Raw genomic sequence first — 20212 nt, 5'->3', positions numbered from 1 at the left:
CCGTTGCAAGCGCCAGATCCGCACTGCACAGCCTTGCCATCGCGCTTGCCGAAACAGGAAACTGAAGCTACGTCAGCTATTTATCTCTGGTGTCGTGGCCGCCTGTGACATGGAAGTATTGATCACGTTGTTGCCAAAAACGATGCCTTGACGGGCATTGCCCACTCGACGAACGTGATCAAACGATTTGATGCAGCGCGTTTTCACCAGAATTTATCCCAACTCAATCAGGTAGCACTGTGACGAAAGACGAACTGCGCGCGGAACTAGAGCGCCAGGAACAACGTTACAAGGAAGTTTACGGCGGAGAAGTCACCACTTACGCCGCTCAACCCGAACCGGAACGCAAACCCTGGCGTAAACGCGCCACCGTTCAGGATCAGGTTTTCCAGCAAGAACTTCAGAAAATGGAAAAGGAACTCAAAGCCGAAGAGCCGTGACCGCTTCGGCCTGATCCTTACAAGGGCCTGCCTCTGCACCCGTTAAAAGCGGGATGTATTGATGTTGCCTTTCGCGCCCGCTACGAGCGGGCAGCGGCCATCACCGTCGTCGAATCAGGCAGATTTCCGGTATCTGACCTATTTCTCAGATTTTTCTCACAACCGTTCAAGCCCCTCCTGCCGGGCCGCGAAGGTTTTGTGACAGTCTATTTTTTCAATAAAATCAATGACTTAAAAAACACAGCAAAACCGTGGGTTTTCAGGTCCTGCGGCAAAAAAAATCGTTGAAGAATGTTACCGATGAGCAGCTAGTGCATTGATTAGCAGTCTTTTCTGGCATAATCGCGCCCCCTTATGACCGGGTCAGAAAACCTTCATGATCGATTTATTCAGCGGACTGGATGCTTGGGTGCTTGTGAGCCTCTTGCTCGCCCTGGCCTTTGTCCTCGCCTTCGAGTTCATCAACGGCTTTCATGACACCGCTAACGCGGTGGCGACCGTTATCTACACCAAAGCCATGCCGCCTCACCTGGCGGTGTTCTTCTCCGGTGTGTTCAACTTCCTCGGCGTGCTGCTGGGCGGGGTCGGCGTGGCGTATGCCATCGTCCACCTGCTGCCGGTAGAACTGCTGATCAATGTGAACACCGGTCACGGATTGGCCATGGTGTTCTCGTTGCTCGCCGCAGCCATCACCTGGAACCTGGGCACCTGGTACTTCGGTATCCCCGCCTCCAGCTCCCACACGCTGATCGGTTCGATCCTCGGCGTGGGCCTGGCCAACGCCCTGATCAACGAAATTCCGTTGGCCGACGGGGTGAACTGGCAAAAGGCGATCGATATCGGCATGTCGCTGGTGTTCTCGCCTATGGCAGGCTTCCTGATCGCCGCGCTGATCCTGATCGGTCTTAAATGGTGGCGTCCGCTGTCGAAGATGCACAAGACGCCGGAACAGCGCCGCAAGATCGACGACAAGAAACACCCGCCGTTCTGGAATCGCCTGGTACTTGTGATCTCGGCCATGGCCGTGAGTTTCGTTCACGGTTCCAACGATGGCCAGAAAGGTATCGGCCTGATCATGCTGGTCCTGATCGGTATCGTGCCGGCCCAGTTCGTCCTCGACCTGAACAGCACGACCTACCAGATCGAACGGACTCGCGACGCTACGTTGCACCTGAGCCAGTTCTACCAGCGCAATTCCGAAACCCTGGGCGAGTTCCTGGCCTTGGGCAAGAGCTTGAACGGCGACTTGCCGGAGAAATTCCGTTGCAACCCGCAACAGACCGAACCGACCATCACCGCCCTGCTTGGCACCCTCAAGGGTGTAGCCGACTACCATTCGCTGTCGGCGGAAAGCCGCATCGAAGTACGTCGTTACCTGCTCTGCCTGGATGACACCGCGAAGAAAGTAAGCAAATTGCCAACGCTCGGGGCGCGTGAAAAGGCTGACCTGGACAAGTTGCGCAAAGACCTGACCACCACCACTGAATACGCCCCGTTCTGGGTGATTCTGGCGGTAGCACTGGCCCTGGGCCTGGGCACCATGGTCGGTTGGAAACGCGTGGTACTGACCATTGGCGAGAAGATCGGCAAGCAAGGCATGACTTACTCCCAAGGCATGTCGGCGCAGATCACCACCGCTAGCCTGATCGGCATGGCGAACATCTTCAGCCTGCCGGTTTCCACCACCCACGTGCTGTCCTCCGGCGTGGCGGGCACCATGGTCGCCAACAAGAGCGGCCTGCAAGGCGGCACCGTCAGAACCATCCTGCTGGCCTGGGTATTGACCCTGCCAGCCACCGTGGCCCTGTCGGCCGGGTTGTTCTGGCTGGCGTCGAAGGCGCTGGGTAGCTGATACAGCTGCATCGAAAAAGGCGCGCTCCGCAAGGACCGCGCCTTTTTTATTGCCTCTTCCAAACACCACAAATCAACTGCGGGCTTGCTCGCGAAAGCGGTGTGTCAGTCAACATTGATGTTGAATGTCAGTCAGCATTCGCGAGCAAGCCCGCTCCCACACTGGTTTTGTGTACACCGTCCAGAAATCGCAGGCAAAAAAAAGGGCAACCGAAGTTGCCCAAAATGCCTTGCGTGCTCATTACATCCAGAAAGAACTACGGTTATTTCCGCTTGTGCGAATCCTTCCAGATAAAAAGTCCGAACCCTGCAAAAAATACAAACATGAGGCTGACAGTCAGCACTCCGGCGATCACCACGTTGTCGAAAAACATGACGCGTCTCCTGTACCTGCCCTGTTGCGATAGGGCTAAGTTAACCAAACGGGCAGGAGAGAATATTGACCGGGATCAATGTCGCCCGAGACTGGGCAAGAGGAAGGGAGAAGTTTGACCCGCATCAATGAATGCGGGGGATTTCAGCGCTTTTTCGGTTTGTTTTTCGGCTTTTTTTTGGCCTTGCCCAATGGCATGGCCTGCTCGAACGCCTGGCGAACTTCATTGAGCCGCTTGTCATTGAGGTCATGAACACGCTTGGCGCGCTCGGCATTGAGGTCAATCAGTTTGTCGTCTTGGCTCATGGCAGTCAGTGCATCGCTTGAAATGAGTTTAAGCCGCCGTAGCGTTCGGCTACCCTGCGCCAATAATGCGGCCTGACGGCCGTGCTGACCAGCCTGCGCTCAAATCTCGATATCGACCCACAACCCTTGCCGCGGCTGATCTTCCATCAGCGGCACCACCGGCACGGTGTTGTCGGCATTGAGTTCATCACCGGGAATTGCCAGGTGAGCCTGCGGGTCATTATCAGCTTCGTGGCGACGTCGTTCCTGCTCCTGCCTGCGGCGCTGTTCCTCGCGCAGCACCAGTCCATCCTCCTCAGGGTTGCGCTTTTGCAGGTCGATCGTGCTTTCACTGGAGCTTTCCTGCACCGGCACCACCGGAGGAATATCCGGACGCTGACGGATCGGGTCGGACTGTGAAGTGATCGGCACGGCACTCAAGGGGAGCATCGGTGGCAGCATGGTTTTCAGTCTCCTGTCAGCAGGCTGTCGGCTGCGGGGATGGCGACTTGAGCCATCGGTCGCAAACTGTGACTCATTTGGCACTCATTAGTGCACCGGGCGGCGCGTCATGCACAGGTGGGCTAACGTATGACTGTGAGTTTTTCTGAGAGTCCTTTGGCCCTGAAGCCCTCATTCCGTTAAGATAGCCCGCTTTTTCAGGTGGGAGTCAGGCAGCATGGCGCAGCAGTATCAACCGGGGCAACGCTGGATCAGTGACAGCGAAGCCGAGCTGGGTTTAGGCACCGTTCTGGCACAGGACGGCCGCTTGTTGACCGTGCTCTATCCGGCCACTGGCGACACTCGCCAGTACGCGCTAAGGAATGCGCCCCTCACCCGTGTGCGGTTTTCGCCCGGTGACTCCATCACTCACTTCGAAGGCTGGAAGCTGACCGTTCGCGAAGTCGACGACGTCGATGGCCTGCTGGTTTACCACGGCCTCAACGGGCAGAACGAAGTGGTCACCCTGCCGGAAACCCAACTGTCGAACTTCATCCAGTTCCGCCTGGCCAGCGACCGTCTGTTCGCCGGCCAGATCGACCCGCTGGCCTGGTTCTCCCTGCGTTACCACACACTGGAACACACCAGTCGCCAGTTGCAGTCCTCCCTTTGGGGTCTGGGCGGCGTGCGTGCGCAACCGATCGCGCACCAGTTGCACATTGCCCGCGAAGTCGCCGACCGTATCGCGCCACGGGTTCTGCTGGCCGACGAAGTGGGCCTGGGCAAAACCATCGAAGCCGGCCTGGTGATCCATCGCCAATTGCTCTCGGGCCGCGCCAACCGCGTGTTGATCCTGGTTCCGGAAAACCTGCAGCACCAGTGGCTGGTCGAGATGCGCCGCCGCTTTAACCTGCAGGTCGCGCTGTTCGACGAAGAACGTTTCATCGAAAGCGATGCCAGCAACCCCTTCGAAGACACCCAGCTCGCACTGGTCGCGCTTGAGTGGTTGGTGGACGACGAGAAAGCCCAGGACGCGCTGTTCGCGGCGGGCTGGGACTTGCTGGTGGTCGACGAGGCTCACCACCTGGTGTGGCACGAAGATCAGGTCAGCCCTGAGTATTCCCTGGTCGAGCAACTCGCCGAGACCATTCCTGGCGTGCTGCTGTTGACTGCCACCCCGGAACAACTGGGCCAGGACAGCCACTTCGCTCGTCTGCGCCTGCTCGACCCGAACCGTTTCCACGACCTGCAAGCCTTCCGCGCCGAGAGCGAAAACTATCGCCCGGTGGCTGAAGCCGTTCAGGAGTTGCTGGACAAGGGACGCCTGTCGCCGCAAGCCCACAAGACCATCCACGGCTTCCTCGGCAACGAAGGCGAAGCCCTGCTGGCCGCCGTCAACGATGGCGACACCGAAGCCAGCGCGCGTCTGGTGCGTGAATTGCTCGACCGCCACGGCACCGGCCGCGTGCTGTTCCGCAACACCCGCGCTGCCGTGCAGGGTTTCCCGGAGCGCAAGCTGCACCCGTACCCGCTGCCGTGCCCGGACGAATACCTCGAACTGCCATTGGGCGATCACGCCGAGCTGTACCCGGAAGTCAGCTTCCAGGCCCAACCGGACGCCAGCGAAGAAGAACGCTGGTGGAAATTCGACCCGCGCGTCGAATGGCTGATCGATCAACTGAAGATGCTCAAGCGCACCAAAGTGCTGGTGATCTGCGCCCACGCCGAAACCGCCATGGACCTGGAAGACGCCCTGCGCGTGCGTTCCGGCATCCCGGCTACGGTGTTCCACGAGGGCATGAACATCCTCGAGCGTGACCGCGCCGCCGCCTATTTCGCCGACGAAGAATTCGGCGCGCAGGTGCTGATCTGCTCGGAAATCGGCAGTGAAGGTCGCAACTTCCAGTTCTCCCATCACCTGGTGCTGTTCGATCTGCCGTCCCACCCGGACCTGCTGGAACAACGTATCGGTCGACTGGACCGGATCGGCCAGAAGCACATCATCGAACTGCACGTGCCGTATCTGGAAACCAGCCCGCAAGAGCGCCTGTTCCAGTGGTACCACGAAGCGCTGAATGCGTTCCTCAACACCTGCCCGACCGGCAACGCCTTGCAGCACCAGTTCGGCCCGCGCCTGCTGCCGCTGCTCGAAGAAGCCGATGACGGTGAGTGGCAAGCGCTGATCGACGAAGCCCGTACCGAGCGTGAACGTCTGGAAGCCGAGCTGCACACCGGCCGCGACCGTTTGCTGGAGCTCAACTCCGGTGGCGCTGGCGAAGGTGATGCGCTGGTTGAAGACATCCTCGAACAGGACGATCAGTTCGCCCTGCCGATCTACATGGAAACCCTGTTCGACGCCTTCGGCATCGACAGCGAAGACCATTCGGAAAACGCGCTGATCCTCAAGCCGAGCGAAAAAATGCTCGACGCCAGCTTCCCGCTGGGCGACGACGAAGGCGTGACCATTACCTACGACCGTAACCAGGCGCTGTCTCGCGAAGACATGCAGTTCATCACCTGGGAGCACCCGATGGTTCAGGGCGGCATGGACCTGGTGCTGTCCGGCTCCATGGGCAACACCGCCGTGGCGCTGATCAAAAACAAGGCGCTGAAACCTGGCACCGTGTTGCTGGAACTGCTCTATGTCAGCGAAGTGGTTGCCCCGCGCTCGCTGCAACTGGGCCGTTACCTGCCACCGGCCGCCCTGCGTTGCCTGCTCGATACCAACGGCAACGACCTGTCGGCCCGCGTATCGTTCGAAACCTTGAACGATCAGCTCGAAAGCGTGCCGCGTGCCAGCGCCAACAAGTTCATCCAGGCCCAGCGTGACCAACTGACGCCACGGATCAACGCCGGTGAAGCGAAGATCCTGCCGCGCCACACTGAACGTGTCGCCGAGGCGCAGCGTCGCCTGGCCGCCGATACCGACGAAGAACTGGCGCGCCTGACCGCCCTGCAAGCGGTCAACCCGACCGTGCGCGACAGCGAACTGGTGGCCCTGCGCAAACAACGCGAGCAAGGCTTGGCCATGCTCGACAAGGCTGCGCTGCGACTGGAAGCGATTCGGGTGCTGGTGGCGGGTTAACAACCCTCCTCCACCGCTATGAAAAGAAGGCCCGCAGCGATGCGGGCCTTTTTTGTTTACTTCAAATTCAGTAGTGCTGCTGATGACCTCATCGCGAGCAAGCTCGCTCCCACATTGGATCTTCAGTGCCTATGAGATTCCTGTGGGAGCGAGCTTGCTCGCGATAGCGGTTAAGCAGTCACCGCAGAACTGTCAGGCTCAACCACCGCCACCAACCCGTCCTTCATCCGCTTGGCGTCCCTCACAAAACACCGCGAAGCCAGGAACAGAAACACCACGGTGAGCAACAACGCCACCGGTATCAGGTACATCGCGTCATGCAGGCCGACCGCTTTAAACGCCTCAGTCATTTGCTCCGCGCCCGCCGCAAGCATCGCCGTGTGGGCGAAGTGATCCGACAAGGCCCCGACCACCACCGGCCCCAGGCCACCGCCCAACAGGTACAGCCCGGCAAAGAACAGCGCCATCGCCGTTGCCCGCAACCGCGGCTCGACCACATCCTGAATCGCCGTGTACACGCAGGTATAAAAGTTGTAGGCGAACAGCCAGCCCATACTGAATACCGCGACAAACACACCGATCTCGATTCGCCCGGAATGCAGCGCCCACGCGGTGCAGACCGTCGAAATCACCAGGCTGAAGGCGGCAAACAAAAGCCGTCCGTTGGCGATGCGCTGGTGAATCTTGTCCGCGATCCAGCCACCGAGGGTCAGGCCGACCAGCCCGGTCACACCGACAATAACTCCGGTCGCCACTGCGGCATCCTGCAACGGCATGAGGAAGTAGCGTTGCAGCATCGGCACCAGAAACGAGTTACAAGCATAGGTGGCGAAGTTGAAACACAGGCCGGCCATCACCAGCCACAGGAAGGTTGGCACTGCCAATACCCGACGGATCGGCCGATCGATTTTTTCCTGCGAAACCTGAACGCTCTCGGCAGCGCCGCGCTTCGGTTCCTTGATGAAAAACATGAAGATCGCCAGGATCAGCCCGGGCACCGCCGCGATAAAGAACGGTGCGCGCCAGCTATCGAAGGCCTTGACCATCGCGCCAATGGTGAAGAACGCCAGCAACAGCCCCAAGGGCAGCCCCAGCATGAAGATCCCCATGGCCCGCGCCCGACGGTGCGCCGGAAACAAGTCGCCGATCAGCGAGTTGGCGGCTGGCGCGTAACTGGCCTCGCCGATGCCGATGCCCATGCGCACGATCAGGAAGCTCCAGAAACTGCCCACCATGCCGTTGACGGCTGTCAAACCGCTCCATACCGCCAGCCCCCAGCCCATCAGCTTGCTGCGCGAGCCGGTATCGGCCATGCGCCCCAGCGGCAAGCCGGCAATGGCGTAGACGATGGTGAATGCCGTCCCGATGATCCCCAACTGGAAATCACTGAGGTGCCATTCCATGCGAATGGGCTCGATGATGATGGCCGGGATGGTGCGGTCGAAAAAATTGAACAGATTGGCCAGGAACAACAGGAACAGAATGCGCCAGGCATTGGCCGCTTGGGTCGAGTTCTGCATGGGTCCGTCTCTTTTATTGTTTTTGGGGCGTCACTGCCCCCGGACTTTGCAATCTAGACAGGCCGGCCGCGCCTGTCTTTCATTATTCGCCAGGCTGATACCAACCCATGGGACGCAATCTGTAGGAGCTTTCGCGGGACGGGTATTTCGCAGTCCGTCCGACCGATGAAAAATACCTTTCAGCCCCCCTTCCCAAGCCGTTGGCGAAGCCTAGAATAGCGGCCTTGTTTCCCCCCCTGTGTCTCCACTCCTCCTTAGATAATCGCCCATGTCCGAAGCCAGTCCGTGTCTGAATTGCGGTGCCTGCTGTTCTCATTTTCGCGTGTCATTTTTCTGGGGTGAATGCGCCTCGTCCGGGGGGACGGTACCCGATGAGCTTGTCGAGCAGATCAGCCCCAGTCGGGTCGCGATGCTCGGAACCGGCTGCAAACCCGTGCGCTGCACCAGCCTGGTCGGAGACGTGGGCAGTACGGTGCAGTGCTCCATTTACGAAAAACGCTCCAGCACCTGTCGGGAGTTCGACGCTTCGTGGGTCGATGGCCTGGCAAATCCCGATTGCGACGCGGCCCGTGCCGCTTTCGGCTTGCCGGCCCTGCAACCCGCGTTCGAGACGCCTCAGAAGCAAATAGCCTGAGTCATAGCACTAATCGCTATTAGGCTAATATCAAAAAAATTGGCATCAATGTGCCACTACCGCTTGCGCTCCACCCACGCCCTCTATACTCCACGACATTCGCCGACGCTCCTTGCGCCGACCTGAAGCTTAACGATGGGGCATGCTATGGAGTGGCTTGGTTTGCATTTCATTACCGAGCTACCAGAGACTGGGCAGGTCATACTTAATTGCACACATGACCCGTTTCTGGTGCTGCTGGCTTATCTGGTCGCCTGTGTCGGCGGTTTCGCGACACTGGACATGGCCGAACGGGTTGCTCACGCTGAAAAATCCGCGTCCCAAACGCTCTGGCGCTGGGTGGGCAGCGGATGCTTGGCCGGCGGCATCTGGGCCATGCATTTCGTCGGGATGCTGGCATTCCAGGCGCCTATCGATCTTCACTACCAACTGCCTGTCACGGTGTTCTCGCTAACCATCGCGCTGTTCGCCGCATGGCTGGCGATGCGTACCCTCAGCCTTCCTGAGCTGAGTTTTCGACAGTGCCTCACGTCATCGGTCGGGATCGGCCTGGGTATCGCGACCATGCATTACGTGGGCATGACGGCCATGCACTCCAATGCCTCGGTCTATTACCATCCGGGCCTGTTCGCCCTTTCCATCGCGATCGCGATCGGTGCCGCGCTGGCCGCCTTGTTGCTGGCATGGTATCTGCGCGACGGTGCAGGCATGCTGCATCAGCTTTTCAAATTCGGCGCCAGCCTGGTGCTCGGGGCGGGCATCCTCGGTATGCACCTCACTGCCATGGCCGCCTTCAACATGGTGATGCCCAGCGACAGCCTGCCAGCGCAAACCGGCGAACATCGCCATCTGCAACTGGCGCTGACCGTGACGGTCATCACCCTGCTGATCATCGGCAGCAGCATCAGCGCGGCACTGGCGGACAAGAAGCTGCAACACAAGGACCACGACCTGCAACGGGTCAACTCCCTGCTAAGCCAACTTGACCAGGCGCGCATGTCGCTGCAACAGCTGGCTAACTACGATGCGCTGACCAACCTGATCAACCGCCGCGGGTTCAACCAGGTCTTCGCTGAAAAACTCATCGAGAAAACCAACAAAGGCGGGATGCTGGCGGTCATGTTCCTGGACATCGACCATTTCAAGCGGATCAACGACAGCCTTGGCCACGATGCCGGTGACGAACTGCTCAAAGTGCTTGCCGGGCACATCAAGAGCTCTGTTCGCAGTCATGAGGATGTGGTCGCTCGCTTCGGCGGCGACGAGTTCTGCCTGCTCATCGACCTGCGTGATCGTGACGAAGCGCGGCAGATGGCCCAACGCATCATGCTGAAAATGAAGGAGCCCATCGAGTTGGCCGGCAGGCGCATGGTCATGACCACCAGCATCGGCATCAGCCTGTTTCCGGAAGACGGCAAGACCTGCGAGGAACTGTTGAAAAACGCCGATCTGGCGCTGTATCAGTCCAAGGGTGGCGGCCGGAACGGGCTGAGTTTTTTCAGTGCAGACCTGAAAACCCGCGCCACACTCGAGCTGCAACTGGAAGAAGAGTTGCGCCACGCCCTGCGTGAAGACACCGGCCTGATGCTCTATTACCAGCCCATCTATGACCTCAAGACCGGTCAGGTGAGCAAGCTCGAAGCCTTGATCCGCTGGCAACACCCGGTCCACGGTTTCCTCGTACCGGATCGTTTTATCGCCATCGCCGAAGCCAATGGCCTGATCGCCGAGCTGGACAACTGGGTGCTGCGCAAGGCCTGCGAGGATCTGGGCGAGTTGTCGCGCCAAGGCTGTGATGACCTGAAGATCGCCGTGAACTGCTCGCCCCTGAACCTGGCGCGCGAAGAACTGGCCGATGAAATCGAGTACGCATTGCGGGCCTCCGGTGTGGAGCCCCACCGTCTGGAACTGGAGGTCACCGAAAACGCCTTGATGGGCAATATCGCCGACACCCTGGTGCTGCTGCGCCAGATACGCGCCCTCGGCGTTTCGCTGTCGATCGATGACTTCGGCACCGGCTATTCATCCCTGGCCTACCTCAAGCGCTTGCCGCTCAACACGCTGAAAATCGACCGCTCGTTCATCCAGGACATTCCCAAGGCGACCCAGGATATGGAAATCGTCCAGGCGATTATCGTCATGGCCCATACCCTGCACCTGCAAGTGGTCACCGAAGGGGTCGAAACCTTCGAGCAGTACCAGTTCCTGGAAGACCATGGCTGTGACTTCGTTCAGGGCTATCTGCTGAGTCGGCCGGTGCCGCTGGCCGAACTGCATCCGGTGCTGAACGAAATCAACCAGCGCAAGCACGCCTACACCGTCACGACGCTGAGCCTGGTTCACGGTACATCTGTACTAATGTAGACGGGTCCTTTTCAAGAAACCCCTGACTCCCATGCAGGCGCATCAACTGCGCGGCCAGACCGCTGATCGGTGTCGCCGAGCCTTGTTCACGGGAAAACTTCACTGCTGTATCCAGATCCTTGAGTAACGTCCGTACGTGCCATTTGACCGGCTCGAAACGGTTTTGCGCCATCTGTGGGGCCAGGATCTGCAAGGGTTTCGAATCGGCAAAGCCGCCGGCCAGCGCTTCGGCGATCAGACTGGCATCAACCCCGGAACGCTCCGCCAACGCGACCACTTCGGCAATCACCAATGCATTGCAGGCGACGATCATCTGATTGCACGCCTTGGTCACCTGCCCGGCCCCGACGCCGCCCATATGCGTCACACGTTGCCCCAGGCTCAACAGGACAGGCCGGACCCGCTCCAGATCCTGTAGCTCACCGCCGACCATGATCGCCAGGCTTCCAGCCTCGGCACCGACCACGCCACCGGACACCGGCGTATCGAGCCAGCCCATGCCGGTTTTAGCGGCAAGTTCTGCGGCCATTTCCCGCGTAGCGTTGGGCTCCAGGCTGGAGAAATCCACCAGCAGCTGGCCTTTTTTTGCGCCCTCCACAACACCTGCCGGACCAAACACCACCTCGCGTACGACCGAGGTATCGGCCAGGCACAGCATCACCACGTCAGCGTGCTGGCACAGTTCGGCCGGGCTGGCGACCTGGCGCGCGCCGGCCTCCACCAGCGGCTTGCACTTGTCCGGATTGCGATTCCATACCGCCAGCGGATAACCCGCGGCCAGCAGGCGCCGGCACATCGGCAGCCCCATCAGGCCGATCCCGGCAAACCCTAGCGAAGGTAGCGTTGACATCATTTTGCCTCTTCTTGATTAAAGATCACCGAATATTGGCCGATTCATCATGACTCAGGAAAGGATTCACTCCGAGCAATGCTCAGGCTAAAGACCAAGGCATGGTCCAAGTACGCGCTGAAAAAAGACGCGATTGTATTCCGTGACGGTTCGACGACAGTGAGTCGGCCAACCAATCAGCCCAGGTAGATGGCGAACTATGACTTCTAAAAACAACCCGGCCACTGCGGTAACCGATCTGACGTTGAGCCCCGCGGCCAACAGCCCGTCATCACCTAAGCCATTGATTCAATCGCGCCCGTTGGCGACCCAGCAATACCTGTACTTCACCGAAACCAACACCGACCGCATCCTCGACAACCTCGACGGCCTGCGCGACATGGTGTTCCCGCGCGCACCGCACCTGGAGGGCGACAGCGAACAGCACAGCGATCAGGAATTCCCGTCGGTGTGCCTGATCGGCCTGGGCCGCTGTGGCTCGAACATTGCGCTGGACGTGGCGGAACTGGTGTACAACGCCCGCAAGTTCTACCTCAATGAATTCAATAACGAAGATCGCCTGTCGCCGGACAAGCGCTTTGCCGAAAAGGGTTACAGCCCGGCCCAGTGGATCCGCAACAACCTGCGCCTGGGCCAGAACAAAAACACCAAGCCGGTGTTTCTGGTCGAGCCGCTGGTGATGCTCGGCGACCTGGACAAGGACATCGCCGGGCGCATCCGTTTCTCGCGCAAGGGCGAAAAAAGCGGCTTTCTGCGCGACTACAGCAAGATGAAGATCATGGACCTGTCGGAAGTCCACGCCGGTGGCGCCGGTAACGCGCCGATCCTCGGCCAGTACCTGGCCAAGATCATCCTGAACAAGGACACCCAGCGCTTCTCCAGCCCCGACTGGAAAATGATTCACTCGTACCTGATCGACAGCTGCGGCATCAAGGCCAACCAGTCGCGCCTGTATTTCTCGATCTTCAGTGCCGGCGGCGGTACCGGCTCGGGCATGGCCTCGGAGTTCGGCCTGGCCCAGCAGCACTCGTACATGAACAAGACGTTCGACACCAAGCCGATGGACGAGCACGACAGCAAGAGCGGCCACTCCTTCGTCTTCGAACCGATCTTCACCAGTGGCATCTGTGTACTGCCGAACATTTCAGATCACCGCAGTGAAATGTCCGAGGCGCTGCACATCAACGCCGGTCGCCTGTTGTGCAAATACCTGTCGGAAGAGTGGGACTTCTCCTACAACTTCGCCAACGAAGACAGCAGCGAAGCCAGCGTCATGGGCCGCATCCGCCCATGGAACGCGATGATGCTGATCTCCAACGACATCATGCGTTACGCCGAAGAGAACGATGACGGCAATATCCAGAACATTGATGTCAATGCCATGGAAAAGCATGCCAACCAATACATCTCGCAGCAGATCTTCAACATTCTGACGGCCCAGGCGGTGACCACCGACTACGACCAGAACTATTTCCGTCGCGCCGGCATCGACATCGGCGAAACCATTCGCCTGGACGCCAACGACCTGTTCATGAGCCTGGCCGGTCCGGTGGCGATTGCCTACGCCGAGTCCGTTGTGCCGGAAACCCCGGCGCCGAGCAGCGACAAATTCAAGGTGTTCGAGAAAGAGCCGCAACGCCTGAACATCGACGACCTGTTCTTCCGCTCGATCGACCTGCCGCACTTCAACAAGGTCACCCAGGCCATCGAGGGCATCAGCCTGTTGCCGATCGAGTCCAAGCGCTATCGCGCGTCGCTGGAGCAGTACAAGAACTCGGGTTACGACGCGGCGGCCCTGCATGACCTGCACTTCTTCAAGAATTGCTCGTCGGTGGTGTCGATCGTTTCGTTGCCGAAGGACTACAAGCTGTCCTACATGGATTTGAACCGGTTGAAGACTCATCTCAACAGCCTGTTTCCCAACACCACGCTCAAGCGCTACGCGCTGGTGATCGGTGCTTCGGCCAACCTGTCGCTGACCACCCTGATCGCCAAGAGCCCGTGCCTGTCGGACGATTTCCTGACGCTGATCGTGGCCTTCATCAAGCGCTGCTTCGCGAAAAACCCGTACCGCTTCGACGAGACCCTGGACAACTCGATCCTGGACTTCATCATCAACGAACAGTTCGATGAAGACCGGATTGACGAACTACTCAACGAATTCGAGAACCCGGCGAAGATCCTCGATACCAACTGGTACGCGATCAAGCCGATGTACGAGAAGAAGTACCGTGAACTGATCAACGACAAGGACAAGTTCGTCTCGATCAACGACATCCGCCTGTCCCGGGATTGCGTGAAGAAATCGATCAAGTACCTGCGCGAGATCTACCGTCACCGCATCGGCAAGACCAAGGTTATTTCGTTGAATAACCATACGGGTAAGACCGCTCACTAAGCGTCGTCCCCATTCGCGAGCAAGCCCGCTCCCACATTCGACTGCATTCCTTCTGGAAGAACACGGTTAAATGTGGGAGCGGGCTTGCTCGCGAAGGCGGCCCCACAATCAACGCAAATCAACATCCAGAAACAATTGAGCAGACGTTCAGTTGTCCTTCCAACTGTTCCCGTTACGTTTACGTCACCGTGAGGCTGTGGCCTTTCTCTACGGCAACATGCCATCACGCTACTCGGCTACACACTTTTCCCTCAGAAATGAACGCACCAATAAGGTGCGACCTTTTAAGCCTGCGCCCTTTCCTGGATCAGAATCCACGGTGAAACAACCACGGCCCACAGCTGTGGATCACGTTCAAAAAGATCCAGCGCCCGCGTTTCAGACAGCTTGCCGAGCTTGTCGGCGGCCAGCCAGGCAGCCACTTTCTCCCCTTCATCCTGGGCAACGGCCTCGGCGGCGGCGATCAGATCCAGGCCAGGATCGACCCACAATAGGGCACCCTTGGCGAAGAACGGCTCCAGCTCTTTCCAGGTAATAGATGCGGTTTCACCAAGCAGCTTGGCATAGAGGGTGCTAGGTTCTTGATTCATGGGACTGTCCGGAAAAGAAATCGACGCGAATGATAACGTCGGTGGACGGGCAGAAAAACCCGGATGCAATTGAGTGACCGAAATGAAAAGCGCAGGAAAGCCAGGGAATGCACTGAATACGGCTATAAGCCCCTCAACACCCCGCCGCAATTCTGTCTTTTACTTTCAATAAAGCGACACTTGCAGGTTTTGTCCCCCGGCGCTGCCTTCCCAGGCTGACAATCGGCGCTCTACACTGTACCGGTACAGTTGCCGAGGGACTTTTCCGGGGAATGTCGCAGATATCCGACCCGGTTCTGCTGCTTTCGGCGCCAGGACTATAAAAACTACAACAGTAAGAGTGGAGCACTATGACTAAGGCTACTAAGCAGATTTCCAAACTGTTTGCCGCTATGGTTCTGGCCGGGGTTGCCAGCCATTCGTTCGCAGCTGACACCATCAAGATCGGCATCGCCGGCCCTAAGACCGGCCCTGTAGCCCAATACGGCGACATGCAGTTCAGTGGCGCCAAAATGGCCATCGAGCAAATCAACGCCAAGGGCGGCGTGGACGGCAAGAAACTCGAAGCCGTTGAATACGATGACGCCTGTGATCCGAAACAAGCTGTGGCAGTCGCGAACAAGGTCGTCAACGACGGCGTCAAGTTCGTAGTCGGTCACCTGTGCTCCAGCTCCACTCAACCGGCTTCGGACATCTACGAAGACGAAGGCGTGATTATGATCACCCCGGCTGCCACCAGCCCGGACATCACCGCCCGTGGTTACAAAATGGTGTTCCGCACCATCGGTCTGGACAGCGCCCAGGGCCCTGCCGCCGGTAACTACATTGCCGACTTCGTAAAACCGAAGATCGTTGCTGTTCTGCACGACAAACAGCAATACGGTGAAGGCATCGCCTCTGCCGTGAAGAAAACCCTGGAAGGCAAAGGCGTCAAAGTTGCCGTGTTCGAAGGCATCAACGCCGGCGACAAAGACTTCTCGTCGATGATCGCCAAGCTCAAGCAAGCCAACGTCGACTTCGTCTACTACGGCGGCTACCACCCGGAGCTGGGCCTGATCCTGCGTCAGTCTGCGGAAAAAGGTCTGAAAGCCAAGTTCATGGGTCCGGAAGGCGTGGGTAACGACTCCATTTCGCAGATCGCCAAGGACGCTTCCGAAGGCCTGCTGGTGACCCTGCCGAAATCCTTCGACCAGGATCCGGCCAACGTTGCCCTGGCTGATGCGTTCAAAGCCAAGAAAGAAGATCCAAGCGGTCCGTTCGTGTTCCCGGCCTACTCGGCTGTGACCGTGATCGCCGAAGGTATCAAGGCTGCCAAGTCCGAAGACTCCGCCAAAGTGGCTGAAGCCATCCACGCGGGCACCTTCAAGACGCCTACCGGCGACCTGAGCTTCGACGAAAAAGGCGACCTGAAAGACTTCAAATTCGTGGTTTACGAGTGGCACTTCGGCAAACCTAAAACTGAAGCCAAGCCTCAGTAAGGCGTTGCCAGACTGACTGCCAATAAAGCCCACGGCGTGCCGTGGGCTTTGTTTTACGAACGTATTGGGCCGCGCTGGCGTGATCCGCCAGTCTCCCCACCTGAAAATCTCAAAACCGTCATCAGCGGTTCGCTGGCAAACCCCGAATTCGAAGTGGATGCAGATCCACGGGGCTCGGGCGGGAAAATGACTCCACCAGTGAAATGCGTATCAGGTTTTTAGGAGCGCTGTAATGCCTGACATCTATCACTTCTTCCAACAGCTGGTTAATGGCCTGACCATTGGCAGCACGTATGCCCTGATCGCCATCGGCTATACGATGGTCTACGGCATCATTGGAATGATCAACTTCGCCCACGGCGAGGTGTACATGATTGGCTCCTACGTGGCGTTCATCGCCATCGCCGGGCTGGCCATGCTGGGACTCGACAGCGTGCCGCTGTTGATGACCGCCGCTTTTCTCGCAACCATCGTTGTAACCAGTGCCTACGGCTACAGCATCGAACGGATCGCCTACCGCCCCCTGCGCGGCAGCAACCGTCTGATCCCGCTGATTTCCGCCATCGGCATGTCGATCTTCCTGCAGAACACCGTTCTGCTGGCGCAAGACTCCAAGGACAAATCCATCTCCAACCTGATTCCGGGCAACTTTGCCTTTGGGCCAGGTGGCGCACATGAAGTGCTGATTTCCTACATGCAAATCGTGGTGTTCGTGGTGACCTTTGTCGCCATGCTCGGCCTGACGCTGTTCATCTCCCGTTCTCGCCTGGGTCGCGCCTGCCGCGCCTGTGCCGAAGACATCAAGATGGCCAACCTGCTGGGTATCAACACCAACAACATCATCGCCCTGACCTTCGTCATCGGTGCGGCGCTGGCAGCGATTGCCGCCGTCCTGCTGAGTATGCAGTACGGCGTGATCAACCCGAACGCCGGTTTCCTCGTCGGCCTCAAGGCCTTCACCGCCGCGGTACTGGGCGGTATCGGCAGTATTCCGGGCGCCATGCTCGGCGGGCTGGTACTGGGTGTGGCGGAAGCCTTTGGTGCCGATATCTTCGGCGACCAGTACAAGGACGTCGTGGCGTTCGGTCTGCTGGTTCTGGTGCTGTTGTTCCGGCCAACCGGCCTGCTGGGCCGTCCGGAGGTTGAGAAAGTATGACTAGGAATCTTAAACAGGCGCTGTTCAGCGCTTTGCTGGTGTGGGCCGTGGCCTACCCGGTACTCGGTCTGAAGCTGACCATCGTCGGCATCAACCTCGAAGTTCATGGCACCAGCGACGCCACCCTGATCACCATCGCGGTGTGCTCGGTGCTGATGTTCCTGCGTGTGCTGTTCGACCAGCAGATCAGCTCGGCCTGGCGTTCTTCGCCGAGCATGCCGCTGATCCCGGCCAAGGCCAGCAACTTCCTGACCCTGCCGACCACTCAGCGCTGGATCATCATCGCGCTGATCGCCGGTGCCCTGGTCTGGCCGTTCTTCGGCTCTCGCGGTGCGGTGGACATCGCCACGCTGGTGCTGATCTACGTGATGCTCGGCCTCGGCCTGAACATCGTGGTCGGCCTGGCCGGTCTGCTCGACCTCGGTTACGTCGGCTTCTATGCCGTCGGCGCCTACAGTTATGCCCTGCTGTCGCATTACTACGGCCTGAGCTTCTGGATCTGCCTGCCGATCGCCGGGATGATGGCGGCCACTTTCGGCTTCCTGCTCGGTTTCCCGGTACTGCGCCTGCGCGGTGACTACCTGGCGATCGTGACCCTGGGCTTCGGCGAAATCATCCGTCTGTTCCTGCGTAACCTGACCGACATCACCGGCGGCCCGAACGGCATCAGCAACATCGAGAAGCCGACGTTCTTCGGCCTGACCTTCGAACGTAAAGCCGCTGAAGGCCTGCAGACGTTCCACGAGTACTTCGGTCTGGAATACAACTCGATCAACAAGGTGATTTTCCTTTACCTGGTCGCATTGTTCCTGGCGCTGTTCGCACTGTTCGTCATCAATCGCTTGCTGCGCATGCCCCTGGGTCGTGCCTGGGAAGCGCTACGTGAAGATGAAATCGCCTGCCGTGCGTTGGGTCTGAACCCGACGATCATCAAGCTTTCAGCCTTCACCCTGGGCGCCTGCTTCGCCGGTTTCGCCGGCAGTTTCTTCGCCGCGCGTCAGGGTCTGGTGACACCGGAGTCCTTCACCTTCATCGAGTCGGCGACCATTCTCGCCATCGTCGTGTTGGGCGGCATGGGCTCGCAATTGGGCGTGGTGCTCGCAGCCACGGTGATGATCCTGTTGCCGGAAATGATGCGTGAGTTCAGTGAGTACCGCATGTTGATGTTCGGCGCCTTGATGGTGCTGATGATGATCTGGCGTCCTCAAGGTCTGCTGCCCATGCAACGCCCTCACATGGAGCTGCGCAAATGAGCCGCGAGATCCTGAAAGTAGAAAATTTGAGCATGCGCTTCGGCGGCTTGCTGGCGGTCAACGGCGTGGCCTTGAGCGTGAAGGAAAAACAGGTCGTGGCACTGATCGGCCCCAACGGCGCCGGCAAGACCACCGTGTTCAACTGCCTGACCGGCTTCTACAAGCCGAGCGGCGGCAGCATCCTGCTCGATGGCGAATCGATCGAGGGCCTGCCCGGCCACAAGATCGCCCTCAAGGGCGTGGTGCGTACCTTCCAGAACGTGCGGTTGTTCAAGGACATGACGGCGGTCGAGAACCTTTTGATCGCTCAGCACCGTCACCTGAACACCAACTTCCTGGCCGGCCTGTTCAAGACCCCGGCGTTCCGCAAAAGCGAACGCGAGGCCATGGAATTCGCCGAGTACTGGCTGGAAAAGGTTCACCTCAAGGAGTTCGCCAACCGCCCGGCCGGCACCCTGGCCTATGGTCAGCAACGCCGCCTGGAAATCGCCCGCTGCATGATGACCCGTCCGCGGATCCTCATGCTCGACGAACCGGCCGCCGGCCTGAACCCGAAGGAAACCGAGGACCTCAAGGCGCTGATCAGCATGCTGCGTGAAGAGCACAACGTCACCGTGCTGCTGATCGAACACGACATGAAACTGGTCATGAGCATTTCCGACCATATCGTCGTGATCAACCAGGGCACCCCCCTGGCCAACGGCACTCCGGAACAGATCCGCGACAATCCTGAAGTGATCAAAGCCTACCTGGGGGAAGCGTAAATGCTGCAGTTCGAAAACGTTTCCACCTTCTACGGCAAGATCCAGGCCCTGCACAGCGTCAACGTCGAAGTCCGCCAGGGCGAGATCGTGACCCTGATCGGTGCCAACGGTGCCGGCAAGTCAACACTGCTGATGACGCTTTGCGGTTCGCCGCGCGCCCACAGCGGCAGCATCCGCTACATGGGTGAGGAACTGGTCGGCCAGGACTCCTCGCAGATCATGCGCAAGAGCATCGCCGTGGTGCCGGAAGGTCGTCGGGTGTTTTCCCGCCTGACCGTGGAAGAAAACCTCTCCATGGGTGGCTTCTTCACCGCCAAGGGCGACTATCAGGAACAGATGGACAAGGTTCTCGGACTTTTCCCACGCCTGAAAGAACGCTTCAGCCAGCGCGGCGGCACCATGTCCGGCGGCGAACAGCAAATGCTCGCCATCGGCCGTGCGCTGATGAGCAAGCCCAAGCTGTTGCTGCTCGACGAGCCATCGCTGGGCCTGGCACCGATCATCATCCAGCAGATCTTCGACATCATCGAACAGCTGCGCAAGGACGGTGTGACAGTGTTCCTGGTCGAGCAGAACGCCAACCAGGCGCTGAAGATCGCTGACCGAGCCTACGTTCTGGAGAACGGCCGGGTGGTGATGACAGGCACCGGTGAAGCGCTGCTGACCGACCCGAAAGTGCGTGATGCGTACTTGGGCGGCTAAGCCTTAGCGGTAAACAAAAAAACGGCCT

17 protein-coding genes are annotated in these 20212 nt (G+C 59.0%); 11 read left to right on the top strand and 6 right to left on the bottom strand.

All coding sequences use genetic code 11. The features are described 5' to 3' along the window. Positions 1 to 239: 239 nt before the first annotated feature. A complete protein-coding gene (locus KGB29_RS02925) occupies positions 240 to 440 on the top strand; it encodes a hypothetical protein (protein WP_007986337.1) in 201 nt (66 codons plus the stop codon). Between the two features lie 376 nt (positions 441 to 816). Continuing rightward, positions 817 to 2292: an inorganic phosphate transporter gene (locus KGB29_RS02920; RefSeq protein ID WP_057716094.1), complete on the top strand. Its 1476-nt coding sequence runs from the start codon at positions 817 to 819 to the stop codon at positions 2290 to 2292. Positions 2293 to 2554: 262 nt separating this feature from the next. On the opposite strand, the gene ccoM is transcribed toward KGB29_RS02920, so the two are convergent. The 3 genes from ccoM to KGB29_RS02910 form a co-directional block, all read right to left on the bottom strand. After that, positions 2555 to 2665, bottom strand: coding sequence for a cytochrome c oxidase subunit CcoM (gene ccoM, locus KGB29_RS28690; RefSeq protein ID WP_007976669.1), 111 nt, complete (start codon positions 2663 to 2665; stop codon positions 2555 to 2557). 143 nt (positions 2666 to 2808) lie between these two features. Continuing rightward, positions 2809 to 2970 (bottom strand): hypothetical protein, encoded by a 162-nt coding sequence (locus KGB29_RS02915; RefSeq protein WP_008016476.1) that lies wholly within the window; start codon positions 2968 to 2970, stop codon positions 2809 to 2811. Positions 2971 to 3069: 99 nt separating this feature from the next. Next, positions 3070 to 3411 (bottom strand): aspartate-semialdehyde dehydrogenase, encoded by a 342-nt coding sequence (locus tag KGB29_RS02910; protein WP_150812953.1) that lies wholly within the window; start codon positions 3409 to 3411, stop codon positions 3070 to 3072. 217 nt (positions 3412 to 3628) lie between these two features. On the opposite strand from KGB29_RS02910, the gene rapA reads away from it, so the two are divergent. Next, positions 3629 to 6475 carry an RNA polymerase-associated protein RapA gene (rapA, locus tag KGB29_RS02905; protein ID WP_057716096.1) on the top strand — a complete coding sequence of 949 codons (2847 nt, stop codon included), beginning with the start codon at positions 3629 to 3631 and terminating at the stop codon, positions 6473 to 6475. Between the two features lie 170 nt (positions 6476 to 6645). On the opposite strand, the gene KGB29_RS02900 is transcribed toward rapA, so the two are convergent. Beyond that, entirely contained in the window at positions 6646 to 7995 is a 1350-nt protein-coding gene (locus tag KGB29_RS02900; protein WP_057716097.1) for a spinster family MFS transporter, read from the bottom strand. Positions 7996 to 8263: 268 nt separating this feature from the next. Between KGB29_RS02900 and KGB29_RS02895 the strand changes: the two genes are divergently transcribed. Both KGB29_RS02895 and KGB29_RS02890 read left to right on the top strand, forming a co-directional pair. Beyond that, complete coding sequence (locus KGB29_RS02895; protein WP_046043993.1) at positions 8264 to 8629, top strand: YkgJ family cysteine cluster protein; 366 nt, start codon at positions 8264 to 8266, stop codon at positions 8627 to 8629. 147 nt (positions 8630 to 8776) lie between these two features. Then, positions 8777 to 10993, top strand: a complete 2217-nt coding sequence (locus tag KGB29_RS02890) for a putative bifunctional diguanylate cyclase/phosphodiesterase (RefSeq protein WP_371319452.1) — start codon at positions 8777 to 8779, stop codon at positions 10991 to 10993. Here the strand turns inward: KGB29_RS02890 and KGB29_RS02885 are convergent. Further along, positions 10950 to 11846, bottom strand: a complete 897-nt coding sequence (locus KGB29_RS02885) for an NAD(P)-dependent oxidoreductase (RefSeq protein ID WP_090453546.1) — start codon at positions 11844 to 11846, stop codon at positions 10950 to 10952. The genes KGB29_RS02890 and KGB29_RS02885 overlap by 44 nt on opposite strands. Positions 11847 to 12042: 196 nt before the next feature. On the opposite strand from KGB29_RS02885, the gene KGB29_RS02880 reads away from it, so the two are divergent. Beyond that, a complete protein-coding gene (locus KGB29_RS02880; RefSeq protein ID WP_154861793.1) occupies positions 12043 to 14241 on the top strand; it encodes a hypothetical protein in 2199 nt (732 codons plus the stop codon). Positions 14242 to 14525: 284 nt separating this feature from the next. Here KGB29_RS02880 and KGB29_RS02875 read toward each other — a convergent pair whose 3' ends face one another. Continuing rightward, on the bottom strand, positions 14526 to 14831 hold the full coding sequence (locus KGB29_RS02875) for a DUF2288 domain-containing protein (RefSeq protein WP_008052913.1): 306 nt from the start codon (positions 14829 to 14831) through the stop codon (positions 14526 to 14528). Between the two features lie 350 nt (positions 14832 to 15181). Between KGB29_RS02875 and KGB29_RS02870 the strand changes: the two genes are divergently transcribed. The 5 genes from KGB29_RS02870 to KGB29_RS02850 all read left to right on the top strand — a co-directional run bounded on the left by KGB29_RS02870 (position 15182) and on the right by KGB29_RS02850 (position 20184). Beyond that, the gene (locus tag KGB29_RS02870) at positions 15182 to 16309 is read left to right on the top strand and encodes a branched-chain amino acid ABC transporter substrate-binding protein (protein ID WP_150812951.1); all 1128 of its coding nucleotides are present in this window, start codon (positions 15182 to 15184) and stop codon (positions 16307 to 16309) included. Between the two features lie 232 nt (positions 16310 to 16541). Continuing rightward, positions 16542 to 17465, top strand: a complete 924-nt coding sequence (livH, locus tag KGB29_RS02865) for a high-affinity branched-chain amino acid ABC transporter permease LivH (RefSeq protein ID WP_150812950.1) — start codon at positions 16542 to 16544, stop codon at positions 17463 to 17465. Continuing rightward, positions 17462 to 18718 (top strand): high-affinity branched-chain amino acid ABC transporter permease LivM, encoded by a 1257-nt coding sequence (locus KGB29_RS02860; RefSeq protein ID WP_150727615.1) that lies wholly within the window; start codon positions 17462 to 17464, stop codon positions 18716 to 18718. The genes livH and KGB29_RS02860 overlap by 4 nt, the downstream gene beginning before the upstream one ends. Next, complete coding sequence (livG, locus tag KGB29_RS02855; RefSeq protein WP_150812949.1) at positions 18715 to 19482, top strand: high-affinity branched-chain amino acid ABC transporter ATP-binding protein LivG; 768 nt, start codon at positions 18715 to 18717, stop codon at positions 19480 to 19482. Before KGB29_RS02860 ends, livG begins: the two co-directional genes overlap by 4 nt. Continuing rightward, positions 19483 to 20184, top strand: a complete 702-nt coding sequence (locus KGB29_RS02850; protein WP_020798122.1) for an ABC transporter ATP-binding protein — start codon at positions 19483 to 19485, stop codon at positions 20182 to 20184. The last annotated feature ends 28 nt before the right edge of the window (positions 20185 to 20212 follow it).

It is taken from the genome of Pseudomonas sp. BF-B-30 (genome assembly GCF_019956305.1).
Taxonomy (GTDB): domain Bacteria; phylum Pseudomonadota; class Gammaproteobacteria; order Pseudomonadales; family Pseudomonadaceae; genus Aquipseudomonas; species Aquipseudomonas jessenii.
Note: the sequence above shows the minus strand (reverse complement) of the source record. Positions and strands in the feature narration are given on the sequence as shown.

Coding starts and splice junctions, on each gene's coding strand:
- KGB29_RS02920 (WP_057716094.1), top strand. CDS start 817: ATGATCGATTTATTCAGCGGACTGGATGCTTGGGTGCTTGTGAGCCTC.
- ccoM (WP_007976669.1), bottom strand. CDS start 2,665: ATGTTTTTCGACAACGTGGTGATCGCCGGAGTGCTGACTGTCAGCCTC.
- KGB29_RS02915 (WP_008016476.1), bottom strand. CDS start 2,970: ATGAGCCAAGACGACAAACTGATTGACCTCAATGCCGAGCGCGCCAAG.
- KGB29_RS02910 (WP_150812953.1), bottom strand. CDS start 3,411: ATGCTGCCACCGATGCTCCCCTTGAGTGCCGTGCCGATCACTTCACAG.
- rapA (WP_057716096.1), top strand. CDS start 3,629: ATGGCGCAGCAGTATCAACCGGGGCAACGCTGGATCAGTGACAGCGAA.
- KGB29_RS02900 (WP_057716097.1), bottom strand. CDS start 7,995: ATGCAGAACTCGACCCAAGCGGCCAATGCCTGGCGCATTCTGTTCCTG.
- KGB29_RS02895 (WP_046043993.1), top strand. CDS start 8,264: ATGTCCGAAGCCAGTCCGTGTCTGAATTGCGGTGCCTGCTGTTCTCAT.
- KGB29_RS02890 (WP_371319452.1), top strand. CDS start 8,777: ATGGAGTGGCTTGGTTTGCATTTCATTACCGAGCTACCAGAGACTGGG.
- KGB29_RS02885 (WP_090453546.1), bottom strand. CDS start 11,846: ATGATGTCAACGCTACCTTCGCTAGGGTTTGCCGGGATCGGCCTGATG.
- KGB29_RS02880 (WP_154861793.1), top strand. CDS start 12,043: ATGACTTCTAAAAACAACCCGGCCACTGCGGTAACCGATCTGACGTTG.
- KGB29_RS02875 (WP_008052913.1), bottom strand. CDS start 14,831: ATGAATCAAGAACCTAGCACCCTCTATGCCAAGCTGCTTGGTGAAACC.
- KGB29_RS02870 (WP_150812951.1), top strand. CDS start 15,182: ATGACTAAGGCTACTAAGCAGATTTCCAAACTGTTTGCCGCTATGGTT.
- livH (WP_150812950.1), top strand. CDS start 16,542: ATGCCTGACATCTATCACTTCTTCCAACAGCTGGTTAATGGCCTGACC.
- KGB29_RS02860 (WP_150727615.1), top strand. CDS start 17,462: ATGACTAGGAATCTTAAACAGGCGCTGTTCAGCGCTTTGCTGGTGTGG.
- livG (WP_150812949.1), top strand. CDS start 18,715: ATGAGCCGCGAGATCCTGAAAGTAGAAAATTTGAGCATGCGCTTCGGC.
- KGB29_RS02850 (WP_020798122.1), top strand. CDS start 19,483: ATGCTGCAGTTCGAAAACGTTTCCACCTTCTACGGCAAGATCCAGGCC.